The organism is Streptomyces subrutilus, from assembly GCF_001746425.1.
Lineage (GTDB): Bacteria > Actinomycetota > Actinomycetes > Streptomycetales > Streptomycetaceae > Streptomyces > Streptomyces subrutilus_A.
In genome coordinates this window covers 2,791,055-2,806,648 of sequence record NZ_MEHK01000001.1, presented here as the reverse complement: position 1 = coordinate 2,806,648, position 15,594 = coordinate 2,791,055, and the positions used below count along the sequence as shown (strand labels likewise).

Annotated in this window: 13 protein-coding genes and 1 pseudogene; 6 read left to right on the top strand and 8 right to left on the bottom strand. The window is 72.8% G+C overall.

Going from position 1 to position 15,594, the window contains the following annotated elements:
- Positions 1-23: 23 nt before the first annotated feature.
- The gene (locus BGK67_RS13640; RefSeq protein ID WP_069920347.1) at positions 24-980 is read left to right on the top strand and encodes an EamA family transporter; all 957 of its coding nucleotides are present in this window, start codon (positions 24-26) and stop codon (positions 978-980) included.
- Here the strand turns inward: BGK67_RS13640 and BGK67_RS13635 are convergent.
- Both BGK67_RS13635 and BGK67_RS13630 read right to left on the bottom strand, forming a co-directional pair.
- Positions 886-1,389, bottom strand: a pseudogene (locus BGK67_RS13635) (GNAT family N-acetyltransferase); the annotation flags it as partial. The gene BGK67_RS13640 and the pseudogene BGK67_RS13635 sit on opposite strands and share 95 nt — an antisense overlap.
- A gap of 51 nt (positions 1,390-1,440) precedes the next feature.
- Entirely contained in the window at positions 1,441-1,989 is a 549-nt protein-coding gene (locus tag BGK67_RS13630; protein WP_069920345.1) for a DUF937 domain-containing protein, read from the bottom strand.
- A gap of 278 nt (positions 1,990-2,267) precedes the next feature.
- Between BGK67_RS13630 and recD2 the strand changes: the two genes are divergently transcribed.
- Together recD2 and BGK67_RS13620 are read left to right on the top strand one after the other, a co-directional pair.
- A complete protein-coding gene (gene recD2 / locus BGK67_RS13625) occupies positions 2,268-4,526 on the top strand; it encodes an SF1B family DNA helicase RecD2 (RefSeq protein ID WP_069920344.1) in 2,259 nt (752 codons plus the stop codon).
- 182 nt (positions 4,527-4,708) lie between these two features.
- Positions 4,709-5,998, top strand: coding sequence for a citrate synthase (locus BGK67_RS13620; protein ID WP_030029946.1), 1,290 nt, complete (start codon positions 4,709-4,711; stop codon positions 5,996-5,998).
- A gap of 396 nt (positions 5,999-6,394) precedes the next feature.
- On the opposite strand, the gene BGK67_RS13615 is transcribed toward BGK67_RS13620, so the two are convergent.
- The 6 genes from BGK67_RS13615 to BGK67_RS13595 all read right to left on the bottom strand — a co-directional run bounded on the left by BGK67_RS13615 (position 6,395) and on the right by BGK67_RS13595 (position 11,779).
- On the bottom strand, positions 6,395-8,668 hold the full coding sequence (locus tag BGK67_RS13615; RefSeq protein WP_069920343.1) for a heavy metal translocating P-type ATPase: 2,274 nt from the start codon (positions 8,666-8,668) through the stop codon (positions 6,395-6,397).
- Positions 8,669-8,761: 93 nt separating this feature from the next.
- Complete coding sequence (locus BGK67_RS13610) at positions 8,762-8,995, bottom strand: heavy-metal-associated domain-containing protein (protein ID WP_069920342.1); 234 nt, start codon at positions 8,993-8,995, stop codon at positions 8,762-8,764.
- A gap of 121 nt (positions 8,996-9,116) precedes the next feature.
- Positions 9,117-9,251 (bottom strand): hypothetical protein, encoded by a 135-nt coding sequence (locus BGK67_RS40930; RefSeq protein WP_347878419.1) that lies wholly within the window; start codon positions 9,249-9,251, stop codon positions 9,117-9,119.
- 120 nt (positions 9,252-9,371) lie between these two features.
- Positions 9,372-9,572 (bottom strand): helix-turn-helix transcriptional regulator, encoded by a 201-nt coding sequence (locus BGK67_RS13605; protein WP_069920341.1) that lies wholly within the window; start codon positions 9,570-9,572, stop codon positions 9,372-9,374.
- 258 nt (positions 9,573-9,830) lie between these two features.
- Positions 9,831-10,844 (bottom strand): Gfo/Idh/MocA family protein, encoded by a 1,014-nt coding sequence (locus BGK67_RS13600; RefSeq protein ID WP_069920340.1) that lies wholly within the window; start codon positions 10,842-10,844, stop codon positions 9,831-9,833.
- Positions 10,845-10,864: 20 nt separating this feature from the next.
- Positions 10,865-11,779: a sugar phosphate isomerase/epimerase family protein gene (locus BGK67_RS13595; RefSeq protein ID WP_069920339.1), complete on the bottom strand. Its 915-nt coding sequence runs from the start codon at positions 11,777-11,779 to the stop codon at positions 10,865-10,867.
- Positions 11,780-11,883: 104 nt separating this feature from the next.
- Between BGK67_RS13595 and iolC the strand changes: the two genes are divergently transcribed.
- Genes iolC through iolD form a run of 3 tightly spaced genes read left to right on the top strand, consistent with a single transcriptional unit; the run spans position 11,884 to position 15,591 of the window.
- The gene (gene iolC, locus BGK67_RS13590) at positions 11,884-12,807 is read left to right on the top strand and encodes a 5-dehydro-2-deoxygluconokinase (RefSeq protein WP_069923837.1); all 924 of its coding nucleotides are present in this window, start codon (positions 11,884-11,886) and stop codon (positions 12,805-12,807) included.
- Between the two features lie 7 nt (positions 12,808-12,814).
- Entirely contained in the window at positions 12,815-13,726 is a 912-nt protein-coding gene (iolB, locus tag BGK67_RS13585) for a 5-deoxy-glucuronate isomerase (protein ID WP_079154165.1), read from the top strand.
- Complete coding sequence (gene iolD / locus BGK67_RS13580; RefSeq protein WP_069920337.1) at positions 13,723-15,591, top strand: 3D-(3,5/4)-trihydroxycyclohexane-1,2-dione acylhydrolase (decyclizing); 1,869 nt, start codon at positions 13,723-13,725, stop codon at positions 15,589-15,591. The genes iolB and iolD overlap by 4 nt, the downstream gene beginning before the upstream one ends.
- Positions 15,592-15,594 lie beyond the last annotated feature (3 nt).

The window sequence follows — 15,594 nt, the reverse complement described above, 5'->3', positions numbered from 1 at the left end:
ATCGGGCGGCCGATGCTCGGAGCATGCGTCCCGTACACACCGCTCTCGCCGTGCTCGTCGCCGCCGTCTGGGGCTTCAACTTCGTCGTCATCGAGATCGGACTCGACCACTTCCCGCCGCTGCTGCTGTCCGCCCTGCGCTTCCTCGTCGCCGCCCTGCCCGCCGTGTTCTTCGTCGGGCCGCCCAAGGCCGCCTGGAAGTGGATCCTCGGGGTCGGCCTGGCCCTGGGCATCGCCAAGTTCGGCCTGCTCTTCACCGGCATGGCCGCCGGGATGCCGGCCGGGCTGTCCTCCCTCGTGCTCCAGATCCAGGCCGTCTTCACCGCCGTCCTCGCGGCGGCGCTGCTGCGCGAACGGCCCGGCCGGGTACGGCTGCTGGGGATGGGCGTGGCGCTCGCGGGGATCGCGGTGGCCGCCGTGGACGGCGGGACGTCGGGGCCGGTGCTCGGCTTCGTCCTGGTCGTCGCGGCCGCCGCCTGCTGGGGCGTCTCCAACGTGCTGACCCGCAAGGCGTCCCCGCCCGACGCGCTCAACTTCATGGTGTGGGTGTGCACGGTGCCGGTGCTGCCGCTGTTCGGGCTCTCGCTGCTGCTCGAGGGCCCCGAGCGGGACCTGGCGGCGCTGCGGGCCCTGGACTGGTCCGGGGCGGCCGTCATCGGCTACGTGGCCTGGGTGTCCACCGTCTTCGGCTTCGGCGCCTGGGGCTACCTGCTGCGCCGCTACCCGGCCTCCTCGGTGGCGCCGTTCTCCCTGCTGGTCCCGGTGTTCGGGATGTCCTCGGCGGCCCTGGTGCTCGGCGAGTCCGTCTCGGGGCTGCGCTGGCTGGCGGCCGTCCTGCTCGTCGGCGGCGTGGCCCTCACCTCGCGGGCGCCCTCGCGGGGCCCGCTCAGCGCGGTCGGTTCTCCTGGAGCGGCAGCCGCCAGTCCTGTCCCGTCAGGCTCACTCCGAACGAGCGGTGCGGCCGCTCCGCGATCAGGGTGAACCCGGCCCGCCGGTACAGCCCGCGGGCGTCGGCCGGCACGTCGGTGGTCGAGAGCACCAGCTCGCGGTAGCCGACCGAGCGGGCGAAGTCGACGGCCGCGCCGACCAGCCGGGCCCCGATGCCCCGGCCGCGGCCCTCCGGGTCGACCAGGAGCAGCCGCAGCCGGGCGGTGCCGGCCGCGACGTCCTCCCGTACGCACATCACCGAGCCGATGGGACGGCCGCCGAGCTCGGCGATCCAGGCCCGTTCCAGATAGGGGTCGTGGTCCTCGGCGAAATCCGCGACGATCCGGGCGACCATGCCCTCGAAGTCGGCGTTCCAGCCGTACTCGGCGGCGTACAGCGCGCCGTGGCGCTGCACGATCCAGCCCAGGTCTCCCGGTTCCGGGTCCCGTAGCCGCACGCTTTCAGCCATGCGCCAACTCTAGGTGCCCGGGCTGGTCGTGGGCCGCCGAACGGGCTACTTCCTGCCGCCGAGGATCTGGCCCAGCAGGTCGCCCAGGTCGAAGCCGCCGCCCTGGGCCGGGGCCGCGCCGGGGGCCGGGGCGGCCGTACCGGCCGGGGTGCCGGCTCCGGCCGCCGTGCCCGCTCCCGCGCCCTTGCGGGCGGCCGCGCGCTTGGCGAAGACGGCCAGCAGCACCGGGATGAGCATCTCGATGACCCGGCTGATGGCGGGAGCGGGGATCCCGGTCTTCTTCGAGACGGCGTTGGCCACGGGCTTGCTCGCCTTGGCGAGGACCCCGGCCATCAGCCCGCCGCCCAGCATCCCGCCGCCGAACGCGGCCACGCCCTGCAGCGGCGGCTCGGCCACCTCCGCGACGGCCTGCCGGACCTCGTCGTCGTCCCCGGCGGCGGCCTTCTCCTGGAGGGTGCCGGTCATCGCGCCCACCGTCTGCGCGACGGTGTCGCGGGCGCCCGCGGTGTCGGTGCCGAGCACTCCGGCGATCTCGGTGAGCCGGTCGTCGCCGAGCTCGCCCAGCACGTCGTCTTGGAATGAGGATTCGCTCATGCCTGAAACGCTACTTCTGCGGGGATTTGACGGCACCTCGGCGGGGAGTTGGGTAACGGAAACATAAAGCTCCGCTTCCCGGTGCAACCCTTCGCGGCCATCGCGGGTCGTATGGAGCGTCGGCACTTCCGGGAGGGGATCTGGGGGGATCGGGAAGTCCGGCGAGGGAGGGTAACCGTGACGGGGGTCCGGCCGCGAGGCCGGACCCCTTTCTGGTTGTCCCGGACGCCGTCCACAGGCCTGCCGCGCTGTCGGCGCGGGACGGTAGCTTCGGGGGCATGGCAACGAACGGGGCGCGGGCGCAGTCGGTGCAACTGGCGGTGGTCGAGGGCGTGCTCGAGCGCATCACCTACGCCAACGAGGAAAGCGGCTACACGGTCGCCCGCGTCGACACCGGCCGCGGCGGCGGCGACCTCCTCACCGTCGTCGGCTCCCTGCTGGGCGCCCAGCCAGGCGAGTCCCTGCGCATGGAGGGCCGCTGGGGCTCCCACCCCCAGTACGGCAGGCAGTTCACCGTCGAGAACTACACCACCCTGCTCCCCGCCACCATCCAGGGCATCCGCCGCTACCTCGGCTCCGGTCTGATCAAGGGCATCGGCCCGAAGATCGCCGACCGGATCGTGGAGCACTTCGGCACCGCCACCCTCGACGTCATCGAGGAGGAGCCGAAGCGGCTGATCGAGGTGCCCGGGCTCGGCCCCAAGCGGACGAAGATGATCGGGGCCGCCTGGGAGGAGCAGAAGGCCATCAAGGAGGTCATGGTCTTCCTCCAGGGCGTGGGCGTCTCCACCTCCATCGCGGTGCGCATCTACAAGAAGTACGCCGACGCCTCCATCTCGGTCGTGAAGAACCAGCCCTACCGGCTCGCCGCCGACGTGTGGGGCATCGGCTTCCTCACCGCCGACCGCATCGCCCAGGCCGTCGGCATCCCGCACGACAGCCCCGAGCGGGTCAAGGCCGGGCTCCAGTACGCCCTGTCCCAGTCCACCGACCAGGGGCACTGCTTCCTGCCCGAGGACCGGCTCATCGCCGACGGGGTCAAGCTGCTCCAGGTGGACACCGGGCTGGTCATCGACTGCCTGGCCGAACTCGCCGCCGACCCGGAGGGCGTCGTACGGGAGTCCGTGCCCGATCCGCAGGGCGGGCCGGACCCGCTGACCGCCGTGTACCTGGTGCCCTTCCACCGCGCCGAGCTCTCGCTGGTCGGGCAGGTGCGCAGACTGCTGCGCGCGGAAGAGGACCGGATGCCCGGGTTCCAGGACGTGGACTGGGACAAGGCGCTGGGCTGGCTCGCCGGGCGGACCGGGGCCACCCTCGCCCCCGAGCAGCGGGACGCCGTCCGGCTCGCGCTGACGCGCAAGGTCGCCGTCATGACCGGCGGCCCCGGCTGCGGCAAGTCCTTCACCGTGCGCTCCATCGTCGAGCTGGCCCGGGCCAGGAAGGCCAAGGTGGTGCTCGCCGCCCCCACCGGCCGGGCGGCGAAGCGGCTGGCCGAGCTCACCGGGGCCGAGGCCTCCACGGTGCACCGGCTGCTGGAGCTCAAACCCGGCGGGGACGCGGCGTACGACCGGGAGCGGCCGCTGGACGCGGACCTGGTCGTGGTCGACGAGGCCTCGATGCTGGACCTGCTGCTGGCCAACAAACTGGTCAAGGCCGTGGCGCCCGGCGCCCACCTGCTGCTGGTCGGGGACGTGGACCAGCTGCCCTCGGTGGGCGCCGGCGAGGTGCTGCGCGACCTGCTGGCGGAGGGCGGCCCGGTGCCCGCCGTCCGGCTGACCCGGATCTTCCGGCAGGCCCAGCAGTCGGGCGTGGTCACCAACGCCCACCGGATCAACACCGGCGTGCCCCCGATCACCGACGGGCTGCCGGACTTCTTCCTCTTCCCCGAGGAGGACACCGAGGCGGCGGGCGTGCTCGCCGTGGACGTGGCGGCCCGCCGGATTCCGGCCAGATTCGGGCTCGACCCGCGGCGCGACGTCCAGGTGCTCGCGCCGATGCACCGCGGCCCGGCCGGCGCCGGACACCTCAACGGCCTGCTCCAGCAGGCGATGACGCCGGCCCGGCCGGACCTGCCCGAGAAGAGGTTCGGCGGCCGGGTCTTCCGGGTGGGCGACAAGGTCACCCAGATCAGGAACAACTACGAGAAGGGCGCCAACGGGGTCTTCAACGGCACGGTGGGCGTGGTCACCGGCCTCGACGTGGACGAACAGCGCCTCACGGTACGGACGGAGGAGGACGAGGAGATCGGCTACGAGTTCTCGGAGCTCGACGAGCTGGCCCACGCGTACGCCGTCACCATCCACCGCTCCCAGGGGAGTGAATATCCCGCGGTCGTGATCCCGGTCACCACCGGGGCTTGGATGATGCTCCAGCGGAATCTCCTCTACACGGCCGTGACCAGGGCGAAGAAACTGGTCGTCCTCGTCGGGTCCCGCAAGGCCCTCGGTCAGGCGGTGCGTACCGTTTCCGCAGGCAGGAGGTACACGGCGGTCGCGCCCAGGCTGTCCGGCCGGATACCGGTGGGAAACATCACCTAAATGATCGATCATTTGGGGTTCCACCACCGGGGCGGAGGGGGCAGGATGAGCAGCTTGACGGCACTGAGTGCCGTTGAAAGCACCAAAGGCCGACCCCGAGTGCACTCTCCTGCGCCAAATGGGGGAAGGTAGAGGCAGTCAGGGCACCTCGAAGAAGAGGCACTACGTCGGTGAGGGATGACGTGAGCGACAACTCTGTAGTACTCCGGTACGCGGACGGTGAATACACCTACCCGGTGGTCGAGAGCACCGTCGGTGACCAGGGCTTCGACATCTCGAAGCTGAGGGCCCAGACCGGGCTCGTCACTCTGGACAGCGGCTACGGCAACACCGCGGCCTACAAGTCCGCGATTACCTACCTCGACGGTGAGCAGGGCATCCTGCGCTACCGCGGTTACCCGATCGAGCAGCTGGCGGAGCGCTCGACCTTCATCGAGGTCGCCTACCTGCTGATCAACGGTGAGCTGCCGACCGTCGACCAGCTCGCGTCGTTCCGCAACGAGATCACCCAGCACACGCTGCTGCACGAGGACGTGAAGCGCTTCTACGACGGCTTCCCGCGTGACGCGCACCCGATGGCGATGCTGTCCTCCGTGGTCAGCGCGCTGTCGACGTTCTACCAGGACAGCCACAACCCGTTCGACGAGACGCAGCGCAACCTCTCGACGATCCGCCTGCTGGCCAAGCTCCCGACGATCGCGGCCTACGCGTACAAGAAGTCGGTCGGCCACCCGGTGGTCTACCCGCGCAACGACCTCGGCTACGTCGAGAACTTCCTGCGCATGACCTTCTCCGTGCCGGCCCAGGAGTACGACCTGGACCCGGTCGTCGTCTCGGCGCTCGACAAGCTGCTGATCCTGCACGCGGACCACGAGCAGAACTGCTCGACCTCCACCGTGCGCCTGGTCGGCTCCTCGCAGGCGAACATGTTCGCCTCGATCTCCGCCGGCATCTCGGCCCTGTGGGGTCCGCTGCACGGCGGCGCCAACCAGTCGGTCCTCGAGATGCTCGAGGGCATCAAGAACGACGGCGGCGACGTCGACGCCTTCATCCGCAAGGTGAAGAACAAGGAAGACGGCGTCCGCCTCATGGGCTTCGGCCACCGCGTCTACAAGAGCTTCGACCCCCGGGCGAAGATCATCAAGGCGGCGGCGCACGATGTCCTCTCGGCGCTCGGCAAGAGCGACGAGCTGCTCGACATCGCGCTCAAGCTGGAAGAGCACGCGCTGGCCGACGAGTACTTCGTCTCGCGCAACCTCTACCCCAACGTGGACTTCTACACGGGCCTGATCTACCGCGCGATGGGCTTCCCGACCGAGATGTTCACCGTGCTCTTCGCGCTCGGCCGGCTTCCCGGCTGGATCGCCCAGTGGCACGAGATGATCAAGGAGCCGGGTTCCCGCATCGGCCGCCCGCGCCAGATCTACACGGGCGAGGTCCTGCGCGACTTCGTTCCCGTCGAGGCCCGCTGACCCGAGGCTCTCGCGCCCGGGTGTCCGAGCCGGGACACCGGCTCGGGCCCGCGGGCCCAGGCTTGCGAAAAGCGCCCCGCCGCCGATCCCCCCACGGGTCGGCGGTCGGGGCGCTTTCCTTTCCCCGGTACGGATTCCCCCCACGGGACCCGAGCCGGGGCGTCGGTGATTGCCGGGACCCGTTCGGGTCGGGAGGGCCGCTCAAAGCCTCCCGCGGGAACGCGTCCCGGCCGGCCGGTGCCGTGCGGACGTCCCCCAAGACCTCCGTGGAACATCCCCCAAGACGTTCCCGGCACCGCCCCATTAGACCCGGGCCGAGCCCGGATGGTTACGTCGGGGTCACTGTGATCTGCGTCTCCCGTGAAGGAGGTGTGTGGGCGATGCGAAGGTGATCCACTAGCGGAAGGACCGCAACCGGAGGCTGTTGGTCACCACGAAGACCGAAGAGAAGGCCATCGCGGCTCCCGCGATCATCGGGTTGAGCAGGCCGGCGGCCGCCAGCGGCAGCGCCGCCACGTTGTAGCCGAAGGCCCAGAACAGGTTGCCCTTGATGGTGGCCAGCGTCCGGCGGGACAGCCGGATCGCGTCCGCCGCCACCCGCAGGTCCCCCCGTACGAGCGTCAGGTCGCCCGCCTCGATGGCGGCGTCCGTGCCGGTGCCCATGGCCAGCCCCAGGTCGGCCTGGGCGAGGGCGGCCGCGTCGTTGACCCCGTCGCCGACCATCGCGACCGTACGGCCCCGCGCCTGGAGGCGGCGTACGACGTCCACCTTGTCCTGGGGGAGCACCTCCGCGATCACCTCGTCGATGCCGACCTCCCGCGCCACCGTCTCGGCGACGGCCTTGTTGTCGCCGGTCAGCAGGACCGGCGTGAGGCCGAGCGCCCGCAGCCGGGCGACCGCCTCGGCGCTGGTGTCCTTGACCGCGTCGGCCACCGTCAGCACCCCGCGAGCGGCGCCGTCCCAGGCCACGAGGACGGCCGTGCCGCCCGCGGCCTCGGCCGCCGACTTGGCCTGCGCGAGCGGGGCCGGCAGCGCGATCGACCAGTCGGACAGCAGCTGTTCGCGGCCCACCAGGACGGCGTGCCCCTCGACCACGCCCTGGACGCCGAGCCCGGCGAGGTTCTCGAACCCCTCGGGCACCGGCAGTTCGCCCACCCGCGCGGCGGCCCCCGTGGCGACGGCGCGGGCGATCGGGTGCTCCGAGGCGTGCTCCAGGGAGCCCGCGAGGCGCAGGAGCTCCTTCTCGTCGACCCCTTCGGCGGTGTGCGCGCCGGCCAGGGTCATCCGTCCGGTGGTGACGGTCCCGGTCTTGTCCAGGACGACGGTGTCCACGCGGCGGGTGGACTCCAGCACCTCGGGCCCCTTGATCAGGATGCCGAGCTGCGCGCCGCGGCCGGTGCCGACCATCAGCGCGGTCGGGGTGGCCAGGCCCAGGGCGCACGGGCAGGCGATGATCAGGACGGCCACGGCGGCGGTGAAGGCGGCGGTGGGGTCGTCGGTGATCAGCAGCCAGGTGACCCAGGTGCCGAGCGCGAGCAGCAGGACCACGGGCACGAAGACCGCGGAGATCCGGTCGGCGAGGCGCTGGACCTCGGCCTTGCCGTTCTGCGCGTCCTCGACCAGCCGGGCCATCCGGGCGAGCTGTGTGTCGGCCCCGATCCGGGTGGCCTCCACGACCAGCCGGCCGGAGGCGTTGACGGTGGCGCCGGTGACGGAGTCGCCGGTGGAGACCTCGACGGGGACGGACTCGCCGGTGAGCATGGAGGCGTCCACGGCGGAGCTGCCCTCGACGACCGTGCCGTCGGTGGCGATCTTCTCGCCGGGGCGGACGACGAACCGGTCGCCGACGGCGAGCGTGCTCACCGGTACGCGGAGCTCCCGGCCGCCGCGCAGTACGGCGACGTCCTTGGCGCCCAGCTCCAGCAGGGCCCTGAGGGCCGCGCCCGCCTTCCGCTTCGAGCGGGCCTCCAGATAGCGGCCGAGCAGGATGAAGCTGACGACGCCGGCCGCGACCTCCAGGTAGATGGCGGAGGAGCCGTCGGTCCGCGAGACGGTCAGGTCGAAACCGTGCCGCATGCCGGGCATGCCCGCGTGGCCGAAGAACAGCGCCCACAGGGACCAGGCGAAGGCGGCGAGGGTGCCGACCGAGACCAGGGTGTCCATGGTGGCGGCGCCGTGCCGGGCGTTGGTCCAGGCGGCCTTGTGGAAGGGGAGGGCGCCCCAGACGACGACGGGCGCGGCGAGGGTCAGCGAGAGCCACTGCCAGTTGTCGAACTGGAGGGCCGGGACCATGGCGAGCAGGACGACGGGCAGGGCGAGGCCGGCGGAGACGAGCAGCCGCTCGCGCAGCGCGGCCAGGGCGGGGTCCCGTACCGCCGGGGCGGCTTCGACGGCCTGCGGAGTGCCGGGGTCCTCCTCCGGTTCGGGCTCGGGCGGCGGGGGCTGCGCGGCGGTGTAGCCGGTCTTCACGACGGTCGCGATGAGATCGGCGACCTGGACGTCGGCCGCGTACGAGATCTTCGCCTTCTCGGTGGCGTAGTTCACCGTGGCGGTGACCCCGTCCATCCGGTTGAGCTTCTTCTCGATGCGGGCGGCGCAGGAGGCGCAGGTCATTCCGCCGATCGAGAGTTCGACCGCCGTTATGGGCCCGTCGTGCACTGTGCTGGTCATGTTCCGGCTCCAGGGGGATGGCCGGGGTGTACGGAACCAGTATGAGCTGGCCGGCACACCCCGGCGGGGTGCTGCCGAAGGGGAAGGGCCGGCTCAGACCCGGCCGGTGAACTCGTAGCCCGCCTCGTCCACGGCGGCGCGTACGTCCTCGTCGGCCAGCGGGGCGGCGGAGGTCACGGTGACCTCGCCGGTCGCGGCGACGGCCTTGACCGAGCTGACGCCCGCCAGCGCGGAGAGCTCGGTGGTCACCGCGCCCTCGCAGTGCCCGCAGGTCATGCCGGTCACCCGGTAGACGGTGGTGGTCTGGGTGTCCGTCTCGGCGGTCATGTCGTTCTCCTCTTCAAGGGCGTGTGCGGTCGCCGGGGGGCGGCGCGTCACTCCACCGTCCTCCCGACACTTCGAGACTATACCCCTAGGGGGTATCGACGCGAGTATCCGCGCCCCCGCGTCAGGCCTGCTGCTCTTCCTGCTGGTGCGGGGGCTGCCGATGTGGCTGCCGGCTCCCCGGGACCTGGGGCGGCGGGACGGGTCGGCGCTGGTCGCTGTTCGGGACCACCGCGCTGCCGCTGGTGGTCGCGATCACCACGCTCGGCGTGGAGGCAGGGCAGGTGGAGCCCCGGGAGGCGGCGGCGCTGGCGGGCGCGGGGGTGGCGGGAGTGGGGGGACGGGGCCCTGGCGGCCCCGTCCGGCAACCGCTGGCGGGTCAGTCCTCGCGGCGCCCCCGGTTGCCGGGGCGTCGGGCCACCCAGCCGCGGATCGTATCGGCGTACCAGTAGGGCTTGCCGCCCTCCACGTGGTCGGGAGCGGGAAGCAGGCCGTGCTTCCGGTAGGAGCGCACCGTGTCGGGCTGGACCCGGATGTGGGCGGCGATCTCCTTGTAGGACCACAGCTGTCGGTCGCTCATGACGCACCTCCTTGTCCACGCCGCGGGGCCGGCCGGGAGGCCGTCGGGGGAGCCGGCGCGTGGACACTGACGATCACTCGGGTTGTGCCCGGGGAACGACGCGAGGTGAGGGCAGGGGAGGGGCTGTCGACCGCCTGTGACGGAAAACCCGCGTAATGCGGATATGTGTGACACAAGGGCGACCCCTGTGACAGATGCGGCACAGAGGTGCCCAAGTGGCCCGGCGGCAGCCGTCGTCGGGCCCGGCCAGGGCTGGGCTCAGCGGTAGAGAGGGGGCCGGTCCACCAGGGTCACCGGGGTGCGCACGCCGGTGCGCGCGGCCGTCAGGCCCGCCTCGGAGACGGCGGCGGCCGCGTAGCCGTCCCACGCGTCCGGCCCGGCCACCCCGCCCCGCGCCGCCGCGGCCACCCAGCGCCGCAGCTGGCGGTCGTAGGCGTCGGCGAAGCGCACCGTGAAGTCCTGGTCGATCTCCCCGCCCCACCGGCCCGCCGACTGCACCACCATCGCGTGACCGTCACCGATCCGGGCGCTGCCGGACTCCCCGACCGCCTCGCACTGCACCTGGTAGCCGAAGCCGCAGTTGACGAAGATCTCCACGTCCACCACGGCCCCGCCCGAGGTCTCCAGCAGCACCAGCCGGGGATCGCGCAGCCCCTCCGGAGCCGCCGAGGAAGGCGTCGGCGAGAGCACGGACACCGCCGTGATCTCCTGCCCCAGCAGCCAGCGGGCCGCGTCCACCTCGTGCACCACGGAATCGCTGATCAGCATGTCGCTGGTGAAGAAGGACGGCGAGGAGGCATTGCGGTGCCGGCAGTGCAGGAAGAGCGGGCGGCCGATCCCGCCCGCGTCCAGCAGCTCCTTCAGGCGTTCGTACTCGGTGTCGTACCGGCGCATGAAGCCCACCTGGACCAGGCGCCGCCCCAGCCGCTGCTCGGCCTCCATGATGCGCAGCGCACCCGCCGGATCGGGCGTCAGCGGCTTCTCGCACAGCACCGGCAGCCCCCGCTCCAGGGCGTGCCCGATCGCCTCCTCGTGGGCGGGCCCCGGGGAGGCGATCAGCACGGCCTCCACCCCGGGCGCGGCTATCGCGGCCGCCGGATCGGTGTGCGCGACGGCGCCCGCCAGGGCGCCCGCGACCTCCTTGACCCGGTCCCCGTCCGGATCGGCCACCGCCACCACCCGGGCCCCGCCGACCGTCCGCCCGATCCGGCGGACGTGGTCGGCGCCCATCTTCCCCGTGCCGATGACGGCGATGCCGAGGGTGCTGCTCATGTCGTGTTCCTCCCGGGAGTTCAGCGGGCGCCGCAGGAGCGCAGGTAGGCGCGGGTGCGCCGGGCGATCGGCAGCGGACGGTCGGGCTCGCAGGGGTACATGTCCTGTTCCACGATGGCGAACAGGTCCACGCCGAGCCGCTGGGCGGCCGCCAGCACCGGCTCCAGCGCCGGCACCCCCGCCGGCGGTTCGCACATCACCCCGCGGCCCACGGCCGGACCGAACGGCAGCTGTTCCGCGACCACTTCGGCGAGGATCCGCGGGTCCACCTGCTTCAGGTGCAGGTAGCCGATCCGCTCGGCGAAGGTCTCGATCGCCTGGACGCTGTCGCCCCCGCAGTAGGCGTAGTGACCGGTGTCCAGGCAGAGCGAGACGAGGCCGGGGTCGGTGGCGTCCAGGAACCGCGCCACGTTCCCGGGGGTGTCGATGTGCGTGTCGGCATGGGGGTGGACCACGATCCGCAGGCCGTAGCGGTCCCGCACCTCACGGCCCAGCCGCTCGGTCTGGGAGGCCAGTTCACGCCACTGTGCGGGGGTGAGGGTGCGGTCCTCCAGCACCTCGCCGGTCTTGTCGTCCCGCCAGAAGGAGGGGATGACCACGAGATGCGCGGCGCCCATGGCCTGGGTGAGCGCCGCGATCCGCGACACGTGCTCCCAGGTGTCCTCCCACACGGCGGGCCCGTGATGGAGTCCGGTGAAGACGGTACCGGCCGAGACCCGCAGCCCGCGCTTGGCCGTCTCCTCGGCGAGCCGCGCGGGATCGGTGGGCAGGTAGCCGTACGGGCCGAGCTCGATCCATGCGTACCCGGCGTCGGCGACCTCGTCGAGGAACCGCTCCCAGGGGGTCTGGGCGGGGTCGTCGGGAAACCAGACACCCCAGGAGTCCGGAGCCGAACCGACGCGGATACGGGTCAACGCGGGCGGGGAGGACGTCATGGCGGCCACCTTAGGGTGCGAGGCTCGAAGGGACGTTGAAGACGGTGGGACCAGCGGGAGGACTGACTGTGAGCGGTGACGGGTTCGCGTTCGACCTGATCACGATGGGGCGCATCGGGGTGGATCTCTACCCGTTGACGACCGGCGTACCACTGGCGGAGGCGGACACCTTCGGCAAGTTCCTGGGCGGCTCCCCGGCCAACGTGGCCGTCGCGGCCGCCCGGCTGGGCCGCCGCGTGGCGCTGATCAGCCGCACCGGCGCGGATCCCTTCGGCGCCTATCTGCGCGCCGAGCTGCGTGAGTTCGGGGTGGACGGGCGATGGGTGGCCGAGGTGGCCGACCACCCCACCCCGATCACCTTCTGCGAGATCTTCCCGCCCGACCGCTTCCCGCTGTACTTCTACCGGCTGCCCAAGGCCCCGGATCTGGAGATCGCGGCGGAGGAGCTGGACCTGGAGGCGATCCGCGGGGCCCGGGTGTTCTGGATGACGGGCACCGGCCTGAGCGAGGAGCCGAGCCGCACGGCCACGCTCGCCGCCCTGGAGGCCCGGGCGAAGTCCGGGACCACCGTCTTCGACCTGGACTGGCGGCCGACGCTGTGGCGCGAGAAGCCCGGCGCGCACTACGAGCGGGCGCTGGCGCTGGCCACGGTGGCCGTCGGCAACGCCGAGGAGTGCGAGATCGCCACCGGCGAGTCGGAGCCGTACGCGGCGGCGCGGGCGCTGCTCGCCGCCGGGGTGGAACTGGCGGTGGTCAAACGGGGCCCGGAGGGCGTGCTGGCCGTCCACCGCGACGGGACGGTGGCGGAGGTCCCGCCGGTTCCCGTCCGGGTGGTGAACGGGCTGGGCGCCGGGGACGCGTTCGGGGGCGCCCTGTGCCACGGGCTGCTCGCCGGGTGGGACCTGGCGGCGGTCATGCGGTACGCGAACGCGGCCGGGGCGATCGTGGCCTCCCGGCTGGCGTGCGCGTCGGCCATGCCGGTCCGCGACGAGGTCGAGGAGGTGCTGGGCCGTGCCGGTGGTGTCTGAGTGGGGGATGGAATGGACGAGGCTGACCGTCCTCGCGCTGGAACCGGGCGAGGTGTACGCGCACGCGTGCGGCGAGGCGGAGTGGATCGTGCTGCCGTTGTCGGGCGCGGCCACGGTCCACTGCGGGGGCTCCGCCCCGGACCCCGGGCCCGATCCAGCCCCGCCGGCGTCCGAGGCGCGGGGGTCTGGGGGCGGAGCCCGCGGCAGCGGCCCGCAGGTCTTCGAACTGCGCGGGCGGGCCGGGGTGTTCGACGGGCCGAGCGACTTCGCCTACCTGCCCCGGGACGGGCATGCGGAGGTCACCTCCGCCGACGGCGGGCGCTTCGCCCTCGCGGGGGCACGGTGCGACAACGCGCTGCCGGCCCGGTACGGACCGGCCGAGGCCGTCCCCGTCGAGCTGCGCGGCGCCGGCCAGTGCTCCCGCCAGGTCAACAACTTCGCCGCCGCCGGCCCGGCCGGCTTCGCGTGCGACCGGCTCATCGCCGTCGAGGTGCTCACCCCCGGCGGGAACTGGTCCTCCTACCCGCCCCACAAGCACGACGAGCACCACCCCGGCGAGGAGTCCCGTCTCGAAGAGATCTACTACTTCGAGATCGCCCCGCACGGGGACACCCCCGGCCTCGGCTACCAGCGCGTATCGCCCTCCCCGGCCGGGAAGACCGACGTCCTCGCGGAGGTGCGCACCGGCGACGCCGTGCTCATCCCGGACGGCTGGCACGGGCCCTCCATCGCCGCCCCCGGCCACGACATGTACTACCTCAACGTGATGGCGGGCCCGGGCGCGTCCCGCGAGTGGCTGATCCGGGACCACCCCGACCACGGCTGGATCCGCGCCACCTGGCCGGGGCAGGACATCGACCCCCGGCTGCCCTACCCCAAGGCCCCCGAGACGGCCCCGCAGACGGAGGCACCCCGATGAAACTCACCGTCGCCCAGGCCCTCGTCGCCTTCCTCGCCCGCCAGTACAGCGAGCGCGACGGCCGGCGCCACCGGCTCATCGCGGCCACCTGGGGGATCTTCGGGCACGGGAACGTGGCGGGCATCGGCCAGGCCCTGCTGGAGACCGGCCCCCGGTCCATGCCCTTCCTCCAGGGCCGCAACGAGCAGGCCATGGTGCACGCCGCCGTCGGATACGCCCGCCAGAGCGGGCGGCTCTCCGCCCACGCCGTGACCACCTCCATCGGGCCCGGCGCCACCAACCTCGTCACCGGCGCCGCCCTCGCCACGATCAACCGGATCCCGGTGCTCCTGCTGCCCGGGGACACCTTCGCCACCCGGCCCGCCGACCCCGTCCTCCAGCAGCTGGAGGTCCCCTACGCGGGCGACGTCTCCGTCAACGACGCCCTGCGGCCCGTCTCCCGCCACTTCGACCGGATCACCCGCCCCGAGGCCCTGATCCCGGCCGCCCTCCAGGCCATGCGCGTCCTCACCGACCCCGTCCAGACCGGGGCCGTCACCCTCGCGCTGCCGCAGGACGTCCAGGCGGAGGCGTACGACTGGCCCGAGGAGTTCTTCGCCGAGCGCGTGTGGGGCGTGCGCCGGCCCCGGCCCGACCGCGCCGAGCTGGCCGCGGCGGCCCTGGCCGTACGGTCGGCCGACCGCCCCCTGATCGTCGCCGGGGGCGGGATCCGGCACAGCGGGGCCGGGGCGGCGCTGGCGCGGTTCGCCGAAGCCACCGGGATTCCGGTGGCCACGACCCAGGCGGGCAAGGGCGCGCTCCCGTACGACCACCCCGCCGAGGTCGGCGGGATCGGGCACACGGGGACGGCGACCGCCGACGGCCTGGCCCGGGAGGCCGACCTCGTCATCGCCGCCGGGACCCGGCTGACCGACTTCACCACCGCCTCCGCGACCCTATTCAGGAACCCGGCCGTCCGGTTCATCGGCCTCAACCTCGACCCGTACGACGCCCACAAACTGGCCGCCCTGCCGCTGGTCGCCGACGCCCGCGAGGGCCTCGACGAGCTCCGGGCAGCGCTCGCCGGCCACCGGGTGGACCCCGCCTACGAGGCCGGGTACGGGGAGCGCAAGACGGACTGGGAGGTCCGCGTCGACCGGGCCTTCGCCACCCCCGAGGAGGACCTCCCGCCCACCCAGGCGCAGGTCCTCGGCCTGCTCGACGCCCTCGTCGACGACACCGACATCCTGATCAACGCGGCCGGCTCGCTCCCCGGCGACCTGCACAAGCTGTGGCGGGCCCGCTCGGGCGACCAGTACCACGTGGAGTACGGCTACTCCTGCATGGGCTACGAGATCCCCGCCGCGATCGGCGTCGCCCTCGCCGCGCCCGGCCGCCCGGTTTGGGCGCTGGTCGGCGACGGCACCTACCTGATGAACCCGACCGAGATCGTCACGGCGGTCCAGGAGGGCGTGCCGCTCAGGATGGTCATCCTGGACAACCACGGCTATGCCTCCATCGGCGGCCTGTCGGGGACCGTGGGCGGCGAGGGCTTCGGCACCGCGTACCGCTTCCGTGGGCCCGACGGCACGTACACGGGCGAGCCCCTTCCGGTGGACCTCGCGGCCAACGCGGCCTCCCTCGGAATGGCCGTGATCCGCGCCCGGACCGTGCGTGACCTGCGCGAAGCCCTCGCGGAGGCCCGCTCGGCAAGCCGTCCCACATGTGTCTACACACAGACCCGAACGCCCGACACTGTGTCGGGCCCACCCCCCGCACAGGCGTGGTGGGATGTTCCTGTGGCCGAGACCGCGACCCGCAAGGCGGCGGCCGAGGCCCGTGAAGAGTACGACCGGCAAGCCGCGCAGCGACGTCGCCATCTGTGAAGG

Excerpts from the sequence above, each read along its gene's own strand:
- iolD (WP_069920337.1), top strand. The coding sequence starts at position 13,723 with ATGAAACTCACCGTCGCCCAGGCCCTCGTCGCCTTCCTCGCCCGCCAG.
- iolC (WP_069923837.1), top strand. The coding sequence starts at position 11,884 with ATGGGGCGCATCGGGGTGGATCTCTACCCGTTGACGACCGGCGTACCA.
- BGK67_RS13605 (WP_069920341.1), bottom strand. The coding sequence starts at position 9,572 with ATGAGCGACCGACAGCTGTGGTCCTACAAGGAGATCGCCGCCCACATC.
- BGK67_RS13630 (WP_069920345.1), bottom strand. The coding sequence starts at position 1,989 with ATGAGCGAATCCTCATTCCAAGACGACGTGCTGGGCGAGCTCGGCGAC.
- BGK67_RS13610 (WP_069920342.1), bottom strand. The coding sequence starts at position 8,995 with ATGACCGCCGAGACGGACACCCAGACCACCACCGTCTACCGGGTGACC.
- iolB (WP_079154165.1), top strand. The coding sequence starts at position 12,815 with ATGGAATGGACGAGGCTGACCGTCCTCGCGCTGGAACCGGGCGAGGTG.
- BGK67_RS13615 (WP_069920343.1), bottom strand. The coding sequence starts at position 8,668 with ATGACCAGCACAGTGCACGACGGGCCCATAACGGCGGTCGAACTCTCG.
- BGK67_RS13600 (WP_069920340.1), bottom strand. The coding sequence starts at position 10,844 with ATGAGCAGCACCCTCGGCATCGCCGTCATCGGCACGGGGAAGATGGGC.
- BGK67_RS13640 (WP_069920347.1), top strand. The coding sequence starts at position 24 with ATGCGTCCCGTACACACCGCTCTCGCCGTGCTCGTCGCCGCCGTCTGG.
- BGK67_RS13595 (WP_069920339.1), bottom strand. The coding sequence starts at position 11,779 with ATGACGTCCTCCCCGCCCGCGTTGACCCGTATCCGCGTCGGTTCGGCT.
- recD2 (WP_069920344.1), top strand. The coding sequence starts at position 2,268 with ATGGCAACGAACGGGGCGCGGGCGCAGTCGGTGCAACTGGCGGTGGTC.